Here is a 15,547-nt window from a genome sequence, read left to right as displayed (position 1 = left end):
GGTCAGGCCGCGGACGTGATCGCCAACGGCGACTGGTCGGGCTGTGACTGCCACGGCGGAGGCGGGGACGACTCGGCGGATCGTCCAGCCGGCGTCTCCGGTGCGTCCTGGTGGGCGGCCGGCTCGGCAGTGTCGGTACGAGGTGCGGCCTGCGCCGCGCGTAGGCCCTCCTGGGCGTTGTTCCACGGCGCGCAGGGCCAGGTCGCACCGAAGCAGCTGCCGTTGTCGCAGGCGTCGTGCTCGTCCGGCTGGTGGGTGTCGGCCACCGCGGCGGCGAGCCGCCACAGCAGCGGGTCGGTCACCTCGGCCGGACGGTCGTCGCGGTCTGTGCTGGCATCGGACATGGTCGGGTCCCCCTCTTCGAGCGGGCCTCATCCTTTCCGGTCCGATCCTCCGCCAAACCTGCGAGCTGCAAATTTGTGCCGCGCCCCACCCCGCGCGGTCCGCGCGGCGAGGCATAGGCTGGGCGCCGTGGCGAGGTACTATGACCTGCACCCGGACAATCCGCAGCCGCGGACCCTGCGGCAGGTGGTCGACCTGATCCGGGACGACGGGCTGATCGCCTACCCCACCGACTCCTGCTACGCCTTCGGCTGCCGGATCGGCAACCGAGGCGGCCTGGACCGGATCCGGGAGATCCGCCGGCTCGACGACCGGCACCACTTCACCCTGGTCTGCCGCGACTTCGCGCAGCTCGGCCAGTTCGTCAAGGTCAGCAACTCGGTCTTCCGCCTGGTGAAGGCCGCCATCCCGGGCAGCTACACGTTCATCCTGCCGGCCACCCACGAGGTGCCGCGCCGGCTCCAGGAACCGCGCAAGCGCACCGTCGGGGTGCGGGTGCCGAAGCACACGGTCACCCAGGCGCTGCTGGCCGAGCTGGGCGAGCCGCTGCTGTCCAGCACGCTGCTGCTGCCTGACGAGGACGAACCGCTGACCCAGGGCTGGGAGATCAAGGAGCGGCTCGACCACCAGCTCGACGCCGTCGTCGACGCGGGGGAGTGCGGGACCGAGCCGACCACCGTGGTCGACCTGTCCGGGCCCGAACCGGAGATCCTGCGCCGCGGTGCCGGGGATCCGTCACGGTTCGAGTAGCCGCCGCCCAAATTAGCCGGTTTGTCCGCGCGCCTTCGGCCCGCCGTACCACCATGTTGGGGCGGCGGCGTGCCCGCGATCCGCTCGCCGCCGCACCACGCCGATCGGTGACGGGGGTACGACGTGGAACCGCTCGTGCTGATCGCGGTACTGGGCGCGACGGTGCTGATCGGCACCACGATCGGCGGCCGCTACAGTGTCGCGCCCCCGGTCCTGCTCATCGGCATGGGTGCGCTGCTCGGGCTGCTCCCGCCGTTCTCGCACGTGGTGCTCCCACCCGAGGTGGTGCTGGTGCTCTTCCTCCCGGCGATCCTCTACCGGGAGAGCCTCGTGATCAGCATCCGCGAGGTCCGGGCCAACCTCGCGGTGATCGCCCTGCTGGCCGTGGCGCTGGTGCTCCTCACGACGGTCGCGGTCGCGTACGCCGCGAAGGCCCTCGGCGTCGAGTCGCCGGCGGCCTGGGTGCTCGGCGCGGTGCTCGCGCCGACTGACGCCGCCGCCGTCGCCGGCCTGGCCAAGCGGATGCCGCGCGGCATCCTCACCACCCTGCGCGCGGAGAGCCTGATCAACGATGGTACGGCGCTGGTGATCTTCGCCGTCGCGGTCGGGGTGATCGCCGGGGGAGCACTCCCCGGGGCAGCCGGACTGCTCGGGCGGTTCGTCGGCTCGGCCGCCGCCGGAGTTGCCGCCGGCCTGCTGGTCGGCGGGGTCGCCGTCCTGATCCGTAGCCACGTCGACGACCCGCTGCGCGAGGGCGGAATCAGCATCCTCACCCCGTTCGTGGCGTTCCTGCTCGCGGACGTCGTGCACGCCAGCGGCGTCCTCGCGGTGGTGGTCGCCGGGCTGCTCATCTCCTGGGCCGCGCCCCGGATCATCCGGGCCCGCTCGCGGATCACCGCGTTCGCGTTCTGGGACCTGTCCACCTTCATGGTCAACGGCAGCCTCTTCGTGCTGCTCGGCATGCAGATCCCGCGATCCCTACGCGGCATCACCAGCCACTCGCCGGCACAGTCGCTGGGCATCGCGGTGGTGGTGACCGTCGTCGTCGTGGTGACCCGGATGGCCTGGGTGCACCTGGGCGTGTCCACGCTGCAGAATCTCGACCGGCGCGAGTCCCGGCGCGGCCGCGGGTTCGACTGGCGGGTCCGCACCGCAGCCGGCTGGGCCGGGTTCCGGGGCGCGGTCTCACTGGCCGCCGCCCTCGCCGTGCCGGTCGCCACCAGCGCCGGCACGCCGGTCCACGAACGGGATCTGATCATCTTCGTGACCGTCACGGTCATCGTGCTGACCATGCTGGTCCAGGGCACCACGCTGCCGGCCGTGGTGAGCTGGGCCGGCCTCAGCGGCGACCAGGAGCGGGAGAACGAGGTCCGCTGGGCGCGTATCCGGGCCACCGAGGCCGCGCTTGACGCCCTGCCCCAGGTGGCCGCCGACGTGGGGGCAGCGCCGGACGCCGTCGAGCGGCTCCGCTCCGACTACCAGGAGCACCTCGACGACATCCGGTGCCCGGGGGACGAGCAGGCCGAGGAGGAGCGGGAACTCGGCCGGCGGCTGCGGCTGGGCGTCCTCGACCGCAAGCGGCAGGAGCTCACCCGGCTGCGGCGGACCAACCAGATCGACGACGCCGTGCTGCGCGAGGTGCAGGCGGCCCTGGACATCGAGGAGATCCGGCTGCTCGGCCCGACCGTCGAGGACTGACGGCCGACTACCTGCCCTCGGGAACGGCCATCTCGCCGAGCAGCGACCAGTCCTGCTGCGGGACGGTCACGTTGACGATCCGGGGCGTCTCGGCCAGGTGCGGCGGCAGCGTCCGCTGCGCCGTGCGGAAGTGCTCCGACTGCACGTGCGCGGCGCCGGCCTCGTCGTCGCGGAACGCCTCGACCAGCACGTACTCCGTCGGGTCGGCCACGCTGCGTGACCAGTCGAACCACAGGCAGCCCGGCTCGGCGCGGGTGGCCTCGGTGAACTCCGCGACGAGCTGCGGCCAGCGGTCGGCGTCCTCCGGCTTCACCCGGAACTTGGCGGCAATGAAGATCATGGCGATCAGGTTATCCGCCGGGGCACCCGGGCGCGCGAGGACACCGACGGTCCGGCGCGAGGGGCACGTCTCAGATCCAGGGCAGCGGATCCACGGCCCGGCCACCGAGACGCACCTCGAAGTGCAGGTGTGGTCCGGTGGAGGCGCCGGTCGAGCCGACCAGGCCGATCACCTGGCCGGCGCGGACCCGCTGTCCGGGCGACACCAGCAGGCGGGACTGGTGGCCGTAGCAGGTGGACAGTCGCTGCCCGGACACCCGGCCGTGGTCGACGCAGATGTAGTTGCCGTATCCGCCGTACCATCCGGCGCGGGTGACCCGTCCGTCGGCCGCCGCCATGATCGGGGTGCCGATCGGGGCGGCGAGATCGATCCCGGGATGCCGCTGCCAGACGTGGTAGTACGGGTCGAAGCGGACGCCGAACCTGCTGGTGAGCCGGCCCGCCAGCGGCCGGCCCAGCCGGCTGCCGCCGGGCGCGCCGACTCGGGTGGTCGGTGCCGCCGCGGCGGCGGTCACGGCGGCGGCGCGGGCCCGCCGGTCGATCTCCCGCCGGAGCGCCGCCTCCTCCCGCTGCCGGCCCGTGAGTTCGGCCTGGCCGGAGGTGATCGCGGCGGACAGGGCGGCAGCGCGGCCGGTGGGCGTGTCAAGCAGGTCCGCGGCGTCGACCACGGCCAGCGGCGGCGCCGGGTCACCCACCGGCGCGGGGCCACCGGTCCAGACCGTCAGCAGTTGCAGCACCGGATCGGGTTGGCGCTGCACCGTGGCCAGGTCGTCGCGGGTGCGGGCCAGGATGTTGTGCAGGTACTGGATCCGGCGCTCGACGTCGGTGAGCGCGGCGACCTGACGGGCGTCGGGCGTGCTGGCGGCGTCCACCGGTGGCTGCGGGTACAGGTCGGCGCCGGGGTCAGCGGCGATGAGCGCCGGGGCGGACCCGGGGTCGGCCATCGGCGGGCCCGCGGCCGGGGCGGCCGGCCCGCCGGCTCGCGGCGGCGCGGCCGGCGAGGCCGGCGCCGGCCCGGGGCTGTGCCCGGTCGACGGGCCGGCCGACGGGGAGGTCGTCGGTCGGACGGTGGGTGGCTTCGGCGACGGTGGCGTGAGCGGGGGCAGTGTCACCGACGGCAGCGGCAGGGGCGGCAGCGATACGGAGGGCAGCGGCACGGGCAGGGAAAGGGTCGGCAGGGGCAGCGGTCCCTGCGCCGCCGCGGTGCCGGTCCCGGCGTCCAGCCAGGTGGACGTCGTCACCACAGTCGCCGTCCCGGCGACCGCCGCCAGCGTTGCCCGCCGCCACCACCGTCGGTTCATGCCGTACTCCTGACGCCGCCTGCCTCCGCCTGCTACATCGGATCCGGCCGCCCAGTCGTAACACCTTCCGCGCGACGCCGCCGCAACCGCCGACGGGTCACCACCGCCCCGGCCGCGGCCAAGCCCGCCACCACCACCGCCAGCACGGTGGGCACCCGCATCGACCGGGCCGGCGTCGGGTCGACCGTCGCCGCCTGCGGCTCGACCGGCGGGTCGATGGGGGTCGCGGTCGAGCCGGGCACCAGGTAGGCGTTGCTGGCGATCTGGGCCTCGTTCTCCGGCACCTGCTCGGAGGTGAGGCCGACCCGGTTACGGACCACGGTGCCGGGCGCCGCACCGGGACGGACCCGGCCGGTGATCGTGATCCGCGGCGCCGGCGAGCCGCTGGCCAGCCGTACGTCACCGAGGTCGCAGACCACCTCGCGGGCGGTCACCGCGCACCAACCCGGCTGGGCACGCGCCGTGACCGTCTCCAGATCCGCGGTGGTGGTGAAGGTGATCCGCGCGGCGACGAGGGTCGCCGTGCCGGCGATCGTGACGGTGTGGGTGACCTGCTGCCCGGGCAGCGCACCGAACGGGGTCGAGGTCAGCACGGGGGTCGCGTCCACCCGCGGGCTGGGCGTCGGTGTCGGCGTCGGGACGCCACCCATCACGGCAGCCATGATGGCCACCGCGGACGCGGCAACCGCTTCCCCCATTCCCACACTCTAGGCCCGCTGGTGCCCGCCCGCCCGCCGAACCGGACCCACGTCCCGATGAGTTCGTCAAACGCGATGCGGGAAATCCCGCCTGGCCGTCAACCGGTGGATCCGTCGGCACCTTCGACGCGGTGCGGGGCTGCCGCAGGATCTCCGTTTGCCGTACGCGCCGCCACCGCGTCCACCACAGTGGTGGCGTGGTCGAGGGGGTGACATGAGCGGACTGCGGACCGACCTGTACGAGCTGCGGATGGCGGCCAGCTACCTGCGCCGCGGCATGACCGAGCCGGCCACCTTCAGCCTCTTCGTGCGCCGCCTGCCGCACCGGCGCGGTTTCCTGGTCGCGGCCGGCCTGGCCGAGGCGCTGGACTTCCTGGAGAGCTTCACCTTCGACGACGACGAGCTGGGTTATCTGCGCGAGGTGGCCGGGCTCGACCCGGCGACCCTGGCGGCGCTCGCCGGCCTGCGGTTCACCGGCGACGTCCGGGCCGTACCCGAGGGTCGCGTGGTCTTCGCCGACGAGCCGCTGCTGGAGGTGACCGCGCCCATCGCGGAGGCGCAGCTGGTGGAGACCGGGGTGCTGAACCTGATCACCTTCCACACCACGGTGGCCACCAAGGCGGCCCGCTGCCGGCTGGCCGCCGGCGACGCACAGCTGATCGACTTCGCGTTCCGGCGGACGCACGGCATCGAGGCCGGGGCGGGCGTGGCGCGGGCGTCGGCCATCGCCGGCTTCACCGCGACCAGCCACGTCGAGGCCGCCCGGCGTTACGGGCTCACCCCGTCCGGGACGATGGCCCACTCCTACGTCGAGGCGTTCCCCGACGAGCGGGCGGCGTTCCGCGCGTTCGCCGCCGACTTCCCGACGAACCCGATCTTCCTCGTGGACACCTACGACACGCCCGCCGGCGTCCGGGCCGCCGTGGACGTCGTCACCGAACTCGGGCTGACCGGCCCGATGGCCGTGCGGCTCGACTCCGGCGACCTGGCGGCGTTGGCCCGGCAGGCCCGCGCGTTCCTGGACGAGGCCGGGCTGCGGCAGGCCCGGATCGTCGCCAGCGGCAGCCTGGACGAGGACGTCATCGCGGCGCTCGTCGCCCAGGGCGCCCCGATCGACGGGTACGGCGTGGGTACAAAGATGGGCGTCTCCTACGACGCACCGTCGCTGGACAGCGCCTACAAACTGGTCGCCTACGGCGACCGGCCGGTGCTCAAACTCTCGCCCGGCAAGGCCACCCTGCCCGGCCCCAAGCAAGTGTTCCGCGATCCCACCGGCGCCGACGGGGATCTGGTCGGGCTGCGCGACGAGCCGCCCCCGGCGGATCGCGAGCCGCTGCTGGCGCCGGTCATGCGCGACGGCCGGCGCCTCGAGAACGCCGACCCCGCCGGCGAGGTGCGAGCCGCCCGCCGCCGGTTCGACGCCGACCTCGCCTGGCTGCCGGCGGGGGCGCGGCGGCTGGCCGATCCCGCGCCGCTCGCCGTCGCGGTCAGCCCGGCGCTGACCGCCCTGCAGGAGCGGGTCACCGCGCAGCTGGGCCGAGGTGGCAGCTATTGACGATCGCCGCCGCTGTGTACCATCTGGTACATGAACTACGCGGAGACGATCGCCACCACGGCGGCCCCCGAGCACGCCTGGGCCGCGCTGGCGAACGTGACGAGCTATCCACGATGGACGGCATCCATGTCCACCGTGGAGCCGCTCGACAGGCCATCCCTGGAGATGGGCAGCCGGTTCCGGATCCGCCAGCCCGGCCTGCCGCCGACGGTGTGGCGGGTCTGCGAGCTACGACCGGGCGCGTCGTTCGTCTGGGACGCGCACGCGCCCGGAGTGCACACCATCGCCTACCACCGGGTGGAGGGCCAGCCCGACGGGACGACTCGGATCAGCATCGGCATCCAGCAGACCGGCGCCCTCGCCTGGCTGGTCGCGCTGCTGACTGCGGCGCGGACGCGACGGTACCTGCGGATGGAGGCGGCCGGGCTCAAGGCGGCCGCCGAGTCGGAAGCCGTGGCATCGTCGTCCCCGGCTGCCGAGTCGGGCACCGTGGCGTCGCCGGCCGGTGCCGCGGATGCGACGGACGACGGCGCGGCGTCCACCGGTGGCCGGTGACGCCTGCGAGGCGCTGCTCGACCGGTGCGTCAGCTTCCTGAAGGAGGGCGGGTTCAGCCAGCTCAGCCTCCGCGAGATCGCCGCCGGGACGGGCACCAGCCACCGCATGCTGATCTACCATTTCGGCAGCCGGGAGGGCCTGCTCACCGAGGTGGTCCGGCGGATCGAGGCCGAGCAACGGGCCGCGCTCACCGCCCTCGCCACGGAGACCGATGATCCGGTCGAGGTGAGCCGGCGCTTCTGGCGGCGCCTCGCCGACCCGGCGCTGGCCCCGGCGGAACGGCTGTTCTTCGAGATCTACGCGCACGCGCTGTACGGCCGATCCTGGACCGAGCCGTTCCGGGCCTCGGTCATCGCCGCCTGGGCGAGCCCCGTCGAGGAGCTGTTCGTCCAGCTCGGATACGACCACGCGGAGGCCCGCCGCCGGGCCCGGCTGAGCCTCGCCGCGACCCGCGGCCTGCTGCTGGACCTGCTGATCACCGGTGACCGGGACGTTCTGGACGCCGCCGCCGACCTGTTCGCGCAGCTCGTCACGGCACCGCCCCCGGCGAACGGGTGAGCCGCTGGCAGCGCCTCGATTTCGCTGCACCGGCTCACCGCTCCGCCCGGCTGGCACCTGCTGCTGGGCGGTCCGCCGGCGGATCATCCACTCCGGCTCGGGCAGCCAGGGCTGCGGGACGGCCCGGGACGGCCAGGGCCGGTGCGGCGGGCCAGATAGACCACGTCCGGTTCGCCGCGCGGCACCTCGACCAGGTGCGTGGTGACCGGACCGATTACCTCCGCCAGCCGCTCGGCGTACGCCGGTGCGGCCGAGGCGCTCCAGACGGCCAGTACGCCGTCGGCGGCGAGCCGGTCGCGCAGCAGCGCCGTGCCGTCCGCGTCGTACAGGGTGGCGTTGCCGGGGAACACGGTCCAGTCCGGGCCGTTGTCGATGTCGAGGCAGATGGCGTCGAAGGCCTCGTCGGTGCTCCGCAGCCAGGCCAGCATGTCGCGGTTCACGATCCGCACGCGGGCGTCGTGCAGGGCGTGCCCGCTGTAGGCGGCCAGCTGGTCGCGGTGCCACCCGATGAGCGTCTCCTCGATCTCCAGGACCACGATCTCCGCCGGCACGGCCGAGGCCGCCGCCTCGGCCAGCGAGAACCCCACCCCGAGCCCGCCGATCAGCACCCGCGCCCCCGGCCGTACCAGCTCGAGTGCCTTCCGGACGAGCAGCCGCTCCGACGCGCCGGCCCGGGTGTCCATGAGGAACACCCCGTTGCTGACGATCTCGAAATGCCCGCCGCACTGCCGCAGGACGAGCTCGCCCCGCTCGGTCACCACCCGATCAACCACCGCAACCGCTTGATTCACCCGGCCAACCTATGCCGGCGCAATGTGCCTCAGCGCCCGATTTACCGGCGTCCGGGAGTTTGACGCGCGGGAAACGGGGAAACGGCACCGCGCCGTGGAAGGGGAGTGCGGGGTGCCGGCGAACGTGGACCCTGGGTGTGAGCTGTGCAGCCGGCCTCCGCCGGCCGGCTGGGTGTTGGCGTACCAGGACGGTGCGGCACCGGCCGAGGAAGGCACCCGGGAGACGATGCTGACCCTCGGCAACGGCTACCTGGCCACCCGCGGGGCGGCCCCGGAGGCCTCCGCCGACGGCGTCCACTATCCCGGCACCTACCTCGCCGGTTTCCACAACCGGCTGTACGGGGCCGATCGGCCGGACAGCGACGAGGGCATCGTCAACCTGCCGAACTGGCTCCCGTTGACGTTCCGTCCCGCCGGCGGGGACTGGTTCGCGCCGGGGCAGGGGCGGCGGGAGCACGAACATCACATGCTGGATCTGCGGCGCGGGCTGTACCTGCGGGAGCTGCTGGTGGTCGACCGGGACGAGCGGCGTACCCGGGTCCGGCAGCGACGGCTGGTGTCGCTGGCGAGTCCCCACCTGGCGGCGCTGGAGACGAGCATCGTCGCGGAGAACTGGTCCGGCCGGTTGGAGATCAGGTCGGGCCTCGACGGTGGGGTGGTCAACGCGAACGCGCCGGCGGAGGCGGGCAGCTGCGGTCGGCACCTCACGGACGTGACCACCGGCGGGGACGACGCCGAGACCGTCTGGTTGACGGCGGTGACGACCACGTCCCGACACCAGGTGGCCGTGGCGGCGCGTACCAGGGTCAGCGGTGCCGGCGTCGCCCACCTCAGGCTGGCGGCGGCCCACGGACCGAACGACGTGAGCCAGGTGATCGGCGTCGACGTGACTCCCGGAGACCGGGTGGTCGTGGAGAAGACCGTGACGATCTTCTCCAACCGCGACCGGGTGGTCTCCGAGCCGTTGACGGCCGCCCGCCGGGAACTGCGGCACGCGGGGACCTTCGACATGGTGCTGGCCGACCACGCCACGGCGTGGACCCAGCTGTGGGAGCGGTTCCGGCTGGACGTCGGCGAGGAGCATGCCTGGCAGGTGCCGATCCGGGTGCAGACGTTCCATCTGCTGCAGACGCTGTCACCGCACGTGATCGACCTGGACGCCGGGGTGCCCGCCCGGGGACTGCACGGCGAGGGCTACCACGGGCACATCTTCTGGGACGAGCTGTTCGTCTACCCGTACCTGAATCTGCGGATGCCGGAGCTGACCCGGGCGCTGCTGGCCTACCGGTACCGGCGGCTGCCGGCGGCCCGGCGGCAGGCGGCCGCGGCGGGCATGGCCGGCGCCCTGTTTCCCTGGCAGAGCGGCGACAGCGGCCGGGACGACAGTCCGTCCCGGTCGCGTTCGCCGGTGACCGGGGAGTGGGTGGCGGACCACAGCGGCCGGCAGCAGCATGTCAACCTGGCCGTGGCCTACTGCGTGTGGCGGTACTGGGAGACGACGGGCGACCTGCCGTTCCTCGCCCACTCCGGGCTGGAAATGCTGGTCGAGACCGCACGGTTCTGGGCCGGACTGGCCACCTACGACCCGGCCGACGACCGGTACGACATCCGCGGGGTGATGGGTCCGGACGAGTTCCACGACGGCTACCCGGGTCGGCCGGGGCAGGGGCTGGACAACTCCGCGTACGTCAACGTGATGGTCGCCTGGGTGCTCGGCCGCGCCGAGGAGGCCTGCGCGATCCTCGGCCGGCATCCGGGGGTGGCGCCGTGGCGGAAGGTCGCCCCGGCGGACGACGAGCGGCGCCGGTGGGCGCACATCCGGGGCCGGCTACGGCTGGCCTTCCTCGACGACGGCATCCTCGCCCAGTTCGAGGGCTACGGCGACCTGGCGGAGCTGGACTGGGACCGGTACCGGCGGCGGTACGGCGACCTGCGGCAGCTGGGTTCGCTGCTGCAGGCCGAGGGCGACGACGCGAACCGGTACAAGATCTCCAAGCAGGCCGACGTGCTGATGCTGCTGTACCTGTTCAGCGCCGAGGAGCTCACCGGGCTGGTGCGCGGCCTGGGGTACGAGTTCGACCCGACCCGGATCCCCGCCGTCGTCGACTACTACCTGTCCCGCACCACCCACGGTTCCACGCTCAGCCGGGTCGCCCACGCGTGGGTGCTGGCCCGCACGGACCGTCGCCGCTCGTACGAGATGTTGACCACCGCCCTCGGCACCGACCTCACGGATCCGCAGCACAGCTCGACCCGCAACGGCATTCACCTCGGCGCCGCCGCCGGCACGCTGGACATCCTGCAGCGGTGCTACACCGGCCTGGAGGTCCGCGGCGACGTCCTGCGGCTCAACCCGCTGCTGCCCGACGGCCTCGACGAACTCGACTGCGTGATCCGCTACCGCAACCAGCTGATCTTCCTGCACGTGGACCACGAGGGGCTGCGGATCTCCGCCGCCCCGGGGGCGGGCCAGCCCGTTCCGGTGGCCGTACGGGGGGAGTCCTTCCCGCTGCCGCCCGGGACGACCGTCGAGGTCGCGCTGCACGACGCCGCGACGCCTACCAACGCGCGTTCGTGGTAGTCAGCCACGACGAACCGGTCACGACCTGAGGAGAGCAGCATGACCGTCACGGTTCCCGAGGTGATCGTCCGCTACTACCAGCTGAGCGCCGAACCCGACATCGACGCCTTCGTCTCCTGCTTCACCGATGACGCGCTCGTGGCCGACGAGGACCGGACCTACCAGGGCCCGGCGGCGATCCGGGCCTGGCGCGAGCGGACCGCGGCCGAGTTCGACTACAAGGCGATTCCCGAGGCGGTCGAGGAGGAGGCCGGTGGCAACGTGGTGGTCAGGACCCTGGTCTCGGGGACGTTTCCGGGCAGCCCGGTCCGGCTGCGGCACCGCTTCACGCTGCGGGACGGTCTGATCGGCGCCCTTGACATCCGGCCGTGACCAGCGCCGGTCAGCGGTCGGCGAGGGGCAGGATGGTGCGGCTCTTTCCCGGGCGGGGGTAGGCCTCGGCCGCCGCGGCCAGCCGGGCGGCGTGGTCGCGTTGCCGCTGCCAGTGGCCGTAGAGGGCGCCGCGCTGGGAGAGTCGGTCCACCTCCCTGATCGTCTCTGGGGCCACGTCGCCGGGCGGCGCGTCCCGCCACGGCGTGCCGGGCAGCGGCATGAAGGTGTGCGCGTGGATCCGGGCGCCGAGGTCGGCCAGCTCGCGGGCCAGACCCAGGGAGGCGTCGACGTCGGCCTGATTCTCACCCGGCATTCCGAAGATCATGTCCACGTTGATCCGGAAACCTTCCTCAACGCCGAGGCGGACGGCCCGCTTCACCTCCTCGACGCCGTGTCCCCGCTTCGCCGCGTCGAGCACCCGGTCCGAGCCGGACTGCGCGCCCACGATGATGTTGTTGTTGGCGCAGTACTTCCGGACCAGGCGCAGCGCCTCCCGCGAGACGTGCTCGGGCCGGATCTCGCTGGGGAACGAGCCGAAGAAGACCCGCCCGTCCGGGCCGATCCCCTCCCGGCAGGACGCCAGGAGTTCCTCGACCGCGTCCAGGTTCGGCTCGTCGGTCTGACTCCCGTACGACAGGGCGGTCGGGGTGATGAACCGGACGTCGCGCAGCCCCCGCCGCCGCATGGCGTCGACGTGCCGGCGGACGTTGGCCACGCTGCGGTGCCGGAACCTGGCTGAGAACATGAACGGGGTCTGGCAGAACCGGCACGAGAAGACACAACCCCGGGTGATCTCCAAGGCGTTGAACCGGTCCCACCTCAGCGAGAAGCCGCGAAACTCGTCGAGCGGTCGGCGCTGCGGGCGCCCGGTCCGCACCACGGCGCCGGCGGCGTCGCGGTAGGCGAGCCCGGGGATGCCGGTCGGCTCGCCGACCGCGTCCACCAGGCTCAGCAGCGTGGTCTCGCCCTCCCCGACCGCGGCGATGTCCCAGCCGGCGTCCAGGGTCTGCACCGGCTCGGCGGTCGCGTGGACGCCGCCGGCGAGGTGCGCCACGTTCGGTGCGTCGGCCAGGGCCCGGATCTGCGCCAGTTCCCGGGCCAGCGCCTCGGCGTCGGGGGAATAGAACGACCACAGCACCAGCACCCGGCTGGCCGTGGCGGACGCCGCCCGGATGTGCGCCGCGGTCGCCTCCGGGGTCTCGCCGAAGCGCACCTCGTACCGGGTACCGGTCTCGTGCTGCTCCAGCGCGCCGAGCAGGACGTGCAGCCCGTACGTCACCGCCTTGCGGTACCGCAGCACCAGCACCAGCTCGGGACCATCCATGGCGGCGATTGTGCCAGCCGGGCACGCCCCGCAGCCGCTGGCCCGCCGGGCTCGGCCGGACGCTGCCGGACTCGTCGTACCCCGTCACCACATCGCTGCCGTGCTCCCTCCGGGACCGCGCCGGCTCACTGGAGCCGGTGCCGGACCCAGACGTTGGGCTCGACGTAAACGGCGTGGTCGTGCGTCACGTCGCAGTGCACCGGCACGAGCGCGCCCGGCACGTGCACCGGGCCGCTGGTGTCGAACGGCAGGCCCGTCCAGGAGCGCCAGTCGGCGAGCGTCCCGCTGATCATCATGGACCGGGTGGCGACCCGCTCGATGCGCCCGCCGGCCCGGACGTGCACCCGCAGCCACGGGTCGACCGGCAGGCCGTCCGCGCGGACCTGCGCCGCGTACTCGGTCATCGGCAGGTCGGGGTGGGTGTGCTTGCCGCTGGGGCGGACCGGGGCGACCAGCGTGTCGTAGCCGAGCTTCGCGGCGGCCTCCCGCATGGCGGTGAGCATCCGCGCGGAGAGGCCGCGTCCGCGCTGGTCCGGCCGGATGCAGATCTCCAGGGCCGAGACGATGTTCGGGGTGGCCCCGGTGAGGCGGGTGATGGTGGCTCGCTGGATGACCCGGTCCCAGCCGCCGTCGGGCAGCTCCGCCTCCGTCCAGCGCAGCGGCACGGCGTACGCCCGCGCGACGGCACGCCCCGGGTCGGCGGAGTCGACGGCGGCGAAGACGAACTCCGGATAGAGGTCGTGGGCGACGCCGTAGTAGACGGGCGCCATCGGGTCCCAGAGCATGAACTGCGGCCACGCCCCGTCGAAGTCCTCGTCGAGCAGCGGGGCGAGGTCGGGGCGCTCGGCGAGGCTCACGATGTCGAGGGTCACGGCGGAAACCTAGAGCGCCGGGCCGCGACCGGGCACCTCAATTTCGCGCTCCGGCTCGGCCCGCCACCGGCTACTCCTTGTCCACGTGGGGGGCCCGCCGGGCGAGCAGGAAGACGGCGCCGGCCAGCACGGCCAGGGCCAGGATCTCGCCGATCAGGTCTCCCGGTCCCGCCTGGATCCGCTCGTCCAGCCAGAGCAGGCCGACGGCGAGCGACACCAGTGGGTCGGCCACGATGATCGTGGCCAGGGCCGGCGCGCCCAGCGGACCGGCCTGGTAGGCGTTCTGGCTCAGCAGCACGCCGAACGGACCCAGGATCATGAGCCCGTACGTCTGCCAATGCCCGAACACGCTCAGCGGGCTGCCGTTGTAGTGGAAGGCGAGGCTGCTGATCAGGCCGGCGGTGACGCCGTAGCAGACGCCGGCGGCCAGGGCCAGCGGCAGCGGGCGCCACTTGCGGCCCAGCCCGACGGCGGCCGCCAGGCACAACGCGACCGCCCCGACCACCGCGACGCCCAGCAGCAGGGCCGACGAGAGCGTTCCCAGCCCCTTGCCCTGTCCGGCGGTCGGCTGGGCGATCAGCAGGAACGCCGAGAGCGCGACCAGGCAGAGCACCGCTTCCAGCATGATCCTGAGGTCCGGGCGCCTGTGCTCGGTGAGCGAGTGCAGCAGGATGTACCAGACCAGTCCGGTGATCAGCAGCGGCTGCACGAGGATCAGCGGCATCAGGCTGAGCGCGCCGACCTGCAGGCCGAAGGCGCCGGCGGCGAGCACCACCGACCAGCGCCATTCGGGTTGGCGTATCAGGTGCAGCAGCAGGCTGGGTCGCCCGGCCGGACTCTCGGGAGCACGGTGGGAGGCGCGGAACTGCAGCACCGAGGACGCCCCGAACGCCGCGGCGGCACCGAGGGCGAGTGGGGTTCCGGCCAGCACGTCGGCGGTCAGCATGGGCGTTCCGGCCCGATCATGCGTACCTGCCCCCAACGGTGGTGCGAACCCGGCGGCCCTTCCCGGTAGGCGTGCGAGTAGACCTGGTGGTCGCTGGGGGGCGGCCGGTCGAGTCGGCGGGGCAGGCGGAGGGTCCGCCACGGCACCCGCAGCAGGAACCGGATGATCAGCAGCCCGAGCAGGTAGCCGCCGATGCTGTCGGTGAGCCAGTGGTAGCCGAGGTAGGTGGTGCCGATGACCACCAGCACACCGGGCAGCCACTGCAGCACGCGCCGGACCGGCACCGCCAGGTACGGCGCGAGCAGCATGGCCAGCACCCCGTAGTAGACGATGCCGTTGCTCACGTGCCCGGACGGGTAGAACTCCTCCCATCCCTGGCTGAACAACCGCACCGAACCGTGGTGCGGGGCGCCGCGCGAGGTCCACTTCTTCAGGCCCACGATCAGGATGGTGCTCACGATCGGGGCCAGGCCGGCCGGGATGATCGGCCGGATCGTCCGGTGCCGCCAGGCGAGCCAGAACGACAGCGCCACGGTCAGGGTGGTCAGCGGACCGCCCTGGCCCAGGTAGTCGAAGGCCAGCATCAGCTTGGCGACCGGTGGTGGCCGATGCTGGTCGCACCAGTCCCGTACGGCGATGTCGACGTCGAGCAGCGGCGACCACCACACCAGCGCGGCGGTGAGCGCGGCGAGCGCGGCGACCAGCAGGCCGTCGAGCCACCAGCCGGCCGGTACCGGAGCCAGGGCGGGTTCACCGAGCGGGCGAGGCGGACGAACGTCGGGCTTCCGGGCGGACCTTCCCGCTGCCATCCGCCTCCTCCCTCGTCTGGTCGAACCGGCACTCGTGCTGTCGAGAGCCTGAAAG

The 15,547-nt window shown here is 73.2% G+C and carries 16 protein-coding genes; 7 read left to right on the top strand and 9 right to left on the bottom strand.

The window, feature by feature from the left end; genetic code table 11:
• Window positions 1-2: 2 nt before the first annotated feature.
• Window positions 3-344, bottom strand: coding sequence for a hypothetical protein (locus ACFYML_RS04440; RefSeq protein ID WP_387419259.1), 342 nt, complete (start codon window positions 342-344; stop codon window positions 3-5).
• Between the two features lie 127 nt (window positions 345-471).
• Between ACFYML_RS04440 and ACFYML_RS04435 the strand changes: the two genes are divergently transcribed.
• Both ACFYML_RS04435 and ACFYML_RS04430 read left to right on the top strand, forming a co-directional pair.
• Entirely contained in the window at window positions 472-1,092 is a 621-nt protein-coding gene (locus tag ACFYML_RS04435) for an L-threonylcarbamoyladenylate synthase (RefSeq protein ID WP_357435487.1), read from the top strand.
• Window positions 1,093-1,227: 135 nt separating this feature from the next.
• Window positions 1,228-2,790 carry a Na+/H+ antiporter gene (locus ACFYML_RS04430; RefSeq protein WP_387419258.1) on the top strand — a complete coding sequence of 521 codons (1,563 nt, stop codon included), beginning with the start codon at window positions 1,228-1,230 and terminating at the stop codon, window positions 2,788-2,790.
• A 7-nt stretch (window positions 2,791-2,797) separates the two neighbouring features.
• Here ACFYML_RS04430 and ACFYML_RS04425 read toward each other — a convergent pair whose 3' ends face one another.
• The 3 genes from ACFYML_RS04425 to ACFYML_RS04415 form a co-directional block, all read right to left on the bottom strand.
• Entirely contained in the window at window positions 2,798-3,130 is a 333-nt protein-coding gene (locus tag ACFYML_RS04425) for a putative quinol monooxygenase (RefSeq protein WP_387419257.1), read from the bottom strand.
• 70 nt (window positions 3,131-3,200) lie between these two features.
• Window positions 3,201-4,430, bottom strand: a complete 1,230-nt coding sequence (locus ACFYML_RS04420; RefSeq protein WP_387419256.1) for a M23 family metallopeptidase — start codon at window positions 4,428-4,430, stop codon at window positions 3,201-3,203.
• 32 nt (window positions 4,431-4,462) lie between these two features.
• Window positions 4,463-5,128, bottom strand: a complete 666-nt coding sequence (locus ACFYML_RS04415; RefSeq protein WP_387419255.1) for a hypothetical protein — start codon at window positions 5,126-5,128, stop codon at window positions 4,463-4,465.
• Between the two features lie 214 nt (window positions 5,129-5,342).
• On the opposite strand from ACFYML_RS04415, the gene ACFYML_RS04410 reads away from it, so the two are divergent.
• Genes ACFYML_RS04410 through ACFYML_RS04400 form a run of 3 tightly spaced genes read left to right on the top strand, consistent with a single transcriptional unit; the run spans window position 5,343 to window position 7,797 of the window.
• Window positions 5,343-6,683 (top strand): nicotinate phosphoribosyltransferase, encoded by a 1,341-nt coding sequence (locus tag ACFYML_RS04410; protein WP_387419254.1) that lies wholly within the window; start codon window positions 5,343-5,345, stop codon window positions 6,681-6,683.
• Window positions 6,684-6,713: 30 nt separating this feature from the next.
• Window positions 6,714-7,238: an SRPBCC family protein gene (locus ACFYML_RS04405; RefSeq protein ID WP_387419253.1), complete on the top strand. Its 525-nt coding sequence runs from the start codon at window positions 6,714-6,716 to the stop codon at window positions 7,236-7,238.
• On the top strand, window positions 7,198-7,797 hold the full coding sequence (locus tag ACFYML_RS04400) for a TetR/AcrR family transcriptional regulator (protein WP_387419252.1): 600 nt from the start codon (window positions 7,198-7,200) through the stop codon (window positions 7,795-7,797). Before ACFYML_RS04405 ends, ACFYML_RS04400 begins: the two co-directional genes overlap by 41 nt.
• An 83-nt stretch (window positions 7,798-7,880) precedes the next feature.
• Here ACFYML_RS04400 and ACFYML_RS04395 read toward each other — a convergent pair whose 3' ends face one another.
• Entirely contained in the window at window positions 7,881-8,588 is a 708-nt protein-coding gene (locus ACFYML_RS04395) for a spermidine synthase (protein WP_387419251.1), read from the bottom strand.
• 112 nt (window positions 8,589-8,700) lie between these two features.
• On the opposite strand from ACFYML_RS04395, the gene ACFYML_RS04390 reads away from it, so the two are divergent.
• Window positions 8,701-11,169 carry a glycoside hydrolase family 65 protein gene (locus tag ACFYML_RS04390; protein ID WP_387419250.1) on the top strand — a complete coding sequence of 823 codons (2,469 nt, stop codon included), beginning with the start codon at window positions 8,701-8,703 and terminating at the stop codon, window positions 11,167-11,169.
• 39 nt (window positions 11,170-11,208) lie between these two features.
• A complete protein-coding gene (locus ACFYML_RS04385; RefSeq protein ID WP_387419249.1) occupies window positions 11,209-11,541 on the top strand; it encodes a nuclear transport factor 2 family protein in 333 nt (110 codons plus the stop codon).
• Window positions 11,542-11,551: 10 nt separating this feature from the next.
• Here ACFYML_RS04385 and ACFYML_RS04380 read toward each other — a convergent pair whose 3' ends face one another.
• The 4 genes from ACFYML_RS04380 to ACFYML_RS04365 all read right to left on the bottom strand — a co-directional run bounded on the left by ACFYML_RS04380 (window position 11,552) and on the right by ACFYML_RS04365 (window position 15,492).
• A complete protein-coding gene (locus tag ACFYML_RS04380) occupies window positions 11,552-12,865 on the bottom strand; it encodes a TIGR04013 family B12-binding domain/radical SAM domain-containing protein (protein WP_387419248.1) in 1,314 nt (437 codons plus the stop codon).
• Window positions 12,866-12,990: 125 nt separating this feature from the next.
• On the bottom strand, window positions 12,991-13,737 hold the full coding sequence (locus tag ACFYML_RS04375) for an N-acetyltransferase (protein ID WP_387419247.1): 747 nt from the start codon (window positions 13,735-13,737) through the stop codon (window positions 12,991-12,993).
• A 70-nt stretch (window positions 13,738-13,807) separates the two neighbouring features.
• A complete protein-coding gene (locus ACFYML_RS04370) occupies window positions 13,808-14,683 on the bottom strand; it encodes a DMT family transporter (RefSeq protein WP_387419246.1) in 876 nt (291 codons plus the stop codon).
• Complete coding sequence (locus tag ACFYML_RS04365) at window positions 14,677-15,492, bottom strand: phosphatase PAP2 family protein (RefSeq protein ID WP_387419245.1); 816 nt, start codon at window positions 15,490-15,492, stop codon at window positions 14,677-14,679. Before ACFYML_RS04365 ends, ACFYML_RS04370 begins: the two co-directional genes overlap by 7 nt.
• Window positions 15,493-15,547: the final 55 nt, after the last annotated feature.

The sequence above is a fragment of the Micromonospora sp. NPDC007230 genome (assembly GCF_042869115.1).
Classification (GTDB): domain Bacteria; phylum Actinomycetota; class Actinomycetes; order Mycobacteriales; family Micromonosporaceae; genus Micromonospora.
The sequence above is the reverse complement of the archived record's forward strand: the minus strand, read 5'-3'. Positions and strand labels throughout refer to the sequence as shown.